This window comes from Acetatifactor muris, from assembly GCF_024623325.1.
In the GTDB taxonomy this organism is placed as follows: domain Bacteria; phylum Bacillota; class Clostridia; order Lachnospirales; family Lachnospiraceae; genus Acetatifactor; species Acetatifactor muris.
This window is the reverse complement of the sequence record NZ_JANJZD010000075.1, coordinates 1-5437: the sequence shown is the minus strand read 5'-3', so window position 1 is coordinate 5437 and position 5437 is coordinate 1. Positions and strand designations below refer to the sequence as shown.

6 protein-coding genes and 1 pseudogene are annotated in these 5437 nt (G+C 52.0%); all 7 read left to right on the top strand.

What is annotated here, in order from left to right:
* Positions 1–341 precede the first annotated feature (341 nt).
* Positions 342–737 carry a plasmid mobilization protein gene (locus tag NSB25_RS28625; protein ID WP_103241376.1) on the top strand — a complete coding sequence of 132 codons (396 nt, stop codon included), beginning with the start codon at positions 342–344 and terminating at the stop codon, positions 735–737.
* Positions 709–2340 (top strand): relaxase/mobilization nuclease domain-containing protein, encoded by a 1632-nt coding sequence (locus NSB25_RS28620; RefSeq protein WP_103241356.1) that lies wholly within the window; start codon positions 709–711, stop codon positions 2338–2340. Before NSB25_RS28625 ends, NSB25_RS28620 begins: the two co-directional genes overlap by 29 nt.
* Positions 2330–2716, top strand: a complete 387-nt coding sequence (locus NSB25_RS28615; protein ID WP_103241357.1) for a cysteine-rich VLP domain-containing protein — start codon at positions 2330–2332, stop codon at positions 2714–2716. Before NSB25_RS28620 ends, NSB25_RS28615 begins: the two co-directional genes overlap by 11 nt.
* A 73-nt stretch (positions 2717–2789) precedes the next feature.
* Positions 2790–3566, top strand: a complete 777-nt coding sequence (locus NSB25_RS28610) for a replication initiator protein A (RefSeq protein WP_103241358.1) — start codon at positions 2790–2792, stop codon at positions 3564–3566.
* A 64-nt stretch (positions 3567–3630) separates the two neighbouring features.
* On the top strand, positions 3631–4482 hold the full coding sequence (locus tag NSB25_RS28605; RefSeq protein ID WP_103241359.1) for an ATP-binding protein: 852 nt from the start codon (positions 3631–3633) through the stop codon (positions 4480–4482).
* On the top strand, positions 4479–4664 hold the full coding sequence (locus tag NSB25_RS28600; RefSeq protein WP_103241360.1) for a transposon-encoded TnpW family protein: 186 nt from the start codon (positions 4479–4481) through the stop codon (positions 4662–4664). Before NSB25_RS28605 ends, NSB25_RS28600 begins: the two co-directional genes overlap by 4 nt.
* A 30-nt stretch (positions 4665–4694) precedes the next feature.
* A pseudogene (locus tag NSB25_RS28595) lies at positions 4695–5437 on the top strand (VirD4-like conjugal transfer protein, CD1115 family); the annotation flags it as partial.

Below are 5437 nucleotides of genomic sequence, written 5' to 3'. Positions count from 1 at the left end.
CAACAGGATAACCGCCGCTATTGGCGAAGATACGAAACAGGAAATCGGGGAATAAGGTTTCCTGTTTTTTTGCGCCCGTTTTGCTTTTCCCCGGCTTTACAGCGGGAGAAAATACCGCCGCAAAGTTGGCGAAAGTCAAGCCACGCAAGCCGGGGGAAAACGGCAGAAGCCAGCACAGCGGAATCCGCCACTTTCTAAGAGCAAGATTCTACCACAGTACCAAATTTCGCCTACCGGCTCATTTTGTCCTGCGGGAATCTTGTTGGGGTTGCCACCCCAAGCCCGCCTTTTGCGGCTTGCGCCGCTTGAAAAAATCCACCCACGAAAGGAGGTTCACAGCCATGAGAAAATACAACACGCCCCACCGCCGCCGGGTAATCAAGACACGCTTGACCGAGGAAGAATATGCCGAGTTTTCCGAGCGTGTTTCCCTCTGCAAAATGAGCCAGTCTGAATATATCCGGCAAGCCCTTATCAAGTCAAGCATACGCCCGGTTATCACCGTTTCCCCGGTCAATGATGAATTGCTGTCTGCCGTTGGGAAGCTAACCGCCGAGTACGGGAAAATCGGCGGTAACTTGAACCAGATTGCCCGCTGTCTGAACGAATACGGCGCACCTTATAACGCACTCTCAAAAGAGGTACGAGCCGCCACAGCGGAGCTTGCCGCCTTGAAGTTTGAAGTCTTGCAGAAAGTGGGTGAAGCCGTTGGCAACGTTCAAACATATCAGCTCTAAAAATGCCGACTACGGGGCGGCTGAACAGTACCTAACCTTTGAGCATGACGAGTTTACCATGAAGCCCACTCTTGATAAAAACGGGCGGCTTCTCCCCCGTGACGATTACCGCATAGCTTCCCTTAATTGCGGCGGGGAGGATTTCGCCATAGCGTGTATGCGTTCCAATCTGAAATACGGCAAGAACCAAAAGCGGGAGGACGTAAAGAGCCACCACTATATCATCAGCTTTGACCCCCGTGACGCACAGGACAACGGCTTGACCGTAGACCGGGCGCAACAGTTAGGCGAGCAGTTCTGTAAAGAGCATTTCCCCGGACACCAAGCCCTTGTATGCACCCACCCGGACGGTCATAACCACAGCGGCAACATTCATGTGCATATCGTCATAAACAGCTTGCGGATTGCGGAAGTGCCGCTACTGCCCTACATGGAAAGACCAGCGGACACAAGGGAGGGCTGCAAGCACCGCTGCACGGACGCGGCTATGGAGTATTTTAAAGCGGAAGTCATGGAAATGTGCCACCGGGAAAACCTCTATCAGATTGACCTGCTGAACGGGAGCAAGAACCGTGTCACCGAGCGTGAGTATTGGGCGAAACGGAAAGGACAAGCCGCACTGGATAAAGAAAACTCTACCCTTGCCGCCAAAGGAGAGCCGCCCAAACCGACCAAGTTTGAAACGGACAAGGAGAAGCTGCGCGGCGCGATCCGCGCCGCCCTGTCCTCTGCCCTCTCTTTTGAGGACTTTTCCGGGAAGCTGTTACAACAGGGAGTGACCGTTAAGGAGAGCCGGGGGAGGTTGTCATATCTCACGCCGGACAGGACGAAACCAATCACCGCCCGGAAGTTGGGTGATGATTTTGACCGTGCCGCCGTACTGGAAGCACTCACCATAAACGCACAGAACGCCGCCAGAGCCGCCGAAACACCCGCCCCCAGACAGGAATACCCCCGGAGCATAAAAGACCGCTTACAGCGCAACAAAGCCGCCATAAACGCCCCAAAGAATGACGGAGTACAACGCATGGTAGACATAGCCGCCAAGAGAGCCGAGGGCAAGGGGAAAGGCTACGAGAAATGGGCGACCTTGCACAACTTAAAGCAAATGGCGGCGACCATGAGCATTTACGAAGAATCCGGCTTTTCTTCCCTGGAAGAACTGGAAGCCGCCCTTGCCGCCGCCAGTGCGGAATTGTCAAGCGTCCATGCCGAACTGAAAGCCGTAGAAAGCACTTTGCATGAAAAAAGGGACTTGCAGAAACAGCTATTGGCGTACATCAAGACCAAGCCCGCCCGTGACGGGCTGAAAGCACAGAAAACAGAGAAAGCCCGCAAAAACTACCGGGAGCAGCACGAAAGCGATTTTATGATAGCCGAAGCTGCCACCCGGTATTTTAAGGCACAGGGAATCTCCAAGCTGCCAGCGTCCAAAACCTTACAAGCGGAGATTGAGCAGCTTATGAGGGAAAAGAACAGCCTTTACAACGAGTACCGGGAAAAGAGGGAGCGCACAAAAGAATTGCAGACCGTCAAAAGTAACATTGAGCAGATTTTAAGGCGTGAGCCGGAGCGCAGAAAGGGGCGGGATAATGAACGGTAAACGCCCCTACATGGACTACCGCCAGCACCGGGCGGCGTGTCGGCTTGTGCATGAGTGCTGCAACTATGACAACGGCAACTGTATTGCGCTGGACTACGGAGAGCCTTGTGTATGTGTGCAGAGTATCAGCTATTCGCTTCTCTGCCGCTGGTTTATCTCTGCTGTTCTTCCCCTTGACTGGAAACTGGAAGCCGCCCTTTTGCACCGGGCAGAACTGAAACGCTGTACCGAGTGCGGCGGTCAGTTTCTCCCCAAGTCCAACCGGGGGAAATACTGCCCGGACTGCGCCGGGCGCATGAAAAGAGCCAGAGCCGCACAGCGCAAGCGGAAACAGAGGGGGAAATGTCACGCTTTAGAAAATACAGAACCCCCGTAAATCAAGGCTTTCCGGCTACTGCTCAATGAGTATGTGATACTTTTATCCTTTACCCCCGGAAAAGCCGTTTTAAATGCGTAACAGAAGCCACAGACAGGAGGTGAAAACCATAGCTGAATACATCACAACTGAAACAATAATGCCGCCGTTTTTCCGCTACCCCCGTTTCCTGCTGAAAATGGACTTGCCACAAACGGCGAAGCTGCTCTATGCGCTGCTCCTTGACCGTTCCGCCCTCTCACAGAAGAACGGCTGGCAGGACAGCGAGGGCAGGACATACATTGTCTACCCCATTACGGAGATAGCGGAAATACTGGATAAAAGCACCATGACGATACAAAGCGCACTGAATGAGCTGGACGCTGCCGGGCTTTTGGAGAGGGAACGCCGGGGATTTTCCGCGCCGAACCGCCTTTATGTGAAAGTGCCGGAAGTAGTAAAGGTTTCTTTACCTATGACGCAAAGAAATCTTGATGTCAGTCCTAAAGAAAACTGTACATCAGACCTAAAGGAAACTTTACCTATGACATCAAGAAAACTTTACCCTAATCAAATAAATATAAACAAACTAAAAGAGAGCCAACGAATGGGAGTGAGTGGGGAGCAGCCCGCACCCTATGGCAGATATAAAAACCTTTTCCTCTCTGAATCCGAGTATGCGGAACTGAAAGGGGAATACCCGGACAGGCTGGAACGGTTCATTGAGGAATTGAGCGAGTACATGGCTGCTATCGGGAAAGAGTACGCCAACCATGCCGCCGCTATCCGTATGTGGGCGGGGCGTGACCGAAAGGAAACGGAGAAAAAGGGAATCCCCGATTATTCCTACAAGGAGGGCGAGAGCCTTTGACAGCGGAGATACAACGCCCTGTAAACAGGGCGTATAAAAGACCATGAACAAGGAGGACGATTTTATGAGCGATTATGACAACGCCATTTTCCGGCTTGCCACAGAAACAGAGCCAGAGCCGGAGGACTACACGGGCGAGGACGGGCTTTTATACTGCGGGAACTGCCGCCAGCCCAAAGAAGCCTATTTCACCGAGGGAAAGAGCCTTTTCGGGCGTGACCGACACCCCAAAGAATGTGACTGCCAGCGCAAACGCCGGGAAAAGCAGGAAGCCGCCGACCGGGAACGCAAGCACCGCGACACCGTGGAGGAATTAAAACGCCGGGGCTTTTCCAACACCGCCATGCGCCAGTGGACTTTTGAGAACGACAACGGCAAATGCCCCCAAATGGATAAGGCTTTATTCTATGCGGCGAACTGGGAGGAAATGAAAGCGGAAAATATCGGCTATCTGCTATGGGGCAAGGTAGGCACAGGCAAGAGCTATTTTGCCGGGTGTATCGCCAACGCCCTCATGGAGCGTGAGATTTCCGTGTGCATGACGAATTTTGCCCTTATCCTCAATGACCTTGCCGCCAGCTACAAGGGCAGGAACGAATACATAGACCGCCTTTGCCGCTTCCCTCTGCTTATCCTTGACGATTTCGGCATGGAGCGCGGCACGGAATACGGGCTTGAACAGGTTTACAACGTTGTTGACAGCCGATACCGAAGCCAGAAGCCGCTGATTGTCACAACAAACCTCACGCTGGAGGAATTGCAGCACCCGGAGGACACCGCCCACGCCCGGATTTATGACCGTCTGCTTGAAATGTGCTGTCCGGTATTCTTCACCGGGGAGAATATCAGAAAGTCCACGGCACAGGGGAAAATGGAACGGTTAAAAGGACTGATGAACGGAAAGGAGAGCCTATGAACAATGACACCAGCAAGACCAGCCGCACCGCCGCCCCTCTGGACGCGAAGCCCGACCTTGTGAAACGGATAGGGAATACCACCTTTGACATTCATATCCATTTCAGCGAAACGAGCCGGGAAACCTTTACGGACAAGGTAGTGCGGCTTATTGAGAACGACAAGGACAGTGTAACCGATTGATAAGAAGATACACTTTTTCTTATTCCTTACTTGACATTACCAAAAGGAACACTGATTTTGGAAACCGGAAAAATGTTGCAGCGGTACAAATACCGTATCAAAGTGCTAAATACGATTAACTTCAAAAAATCCATGAAATACAACCCCTTTGCCTATCTGCGGAGCGAAAAGGACATTTTGAAGTTAGTCAATACCATTATCGCCAACACCAAAGGCGACGGGGAAAAATCCGGCGAGGATTTCTGGGTGAAAGCGGAAAAGCTCTACTATACCGCACTAATCGGCTATATCTGGTATGAAGCCCCGGAGGACGAGAAGAACTTCACGACGCTGCTTGAAATGATAAATGCGTCGGAAGCCCGCGAGGACGACGAGGACTTCCAGAACCCGGTTGACCTCATGTTTGAACGTCTGGAAGAAAAAGACCCGGAACATTTTGCAGTCAAGCAGTACAAAAAATACAAACTTGCGGCGGGCAAAACGGCGAAGTCGATTTTGATTAGCTGCGGCGCGAGGTTATCCCCATTCGACATTAAGGAACTGCGGGAGCTTATGGAAACCGACGAAATGGAGCTTGACACCATAGGCGACAGAAAGACCGCCCTTTTCGTCATTATCAGCGACACCGACGATACTTTTAACTTTGTCGTGAGTATTCTCTACACACAGTTATTCAACCTTTTATGCGACAAGGCAGATGATGAATACGGCGGGCGGCTTCCCGTCCATGTACGGTGCTTACTTGATGAATTTGCGAATATCGGGCAGATACC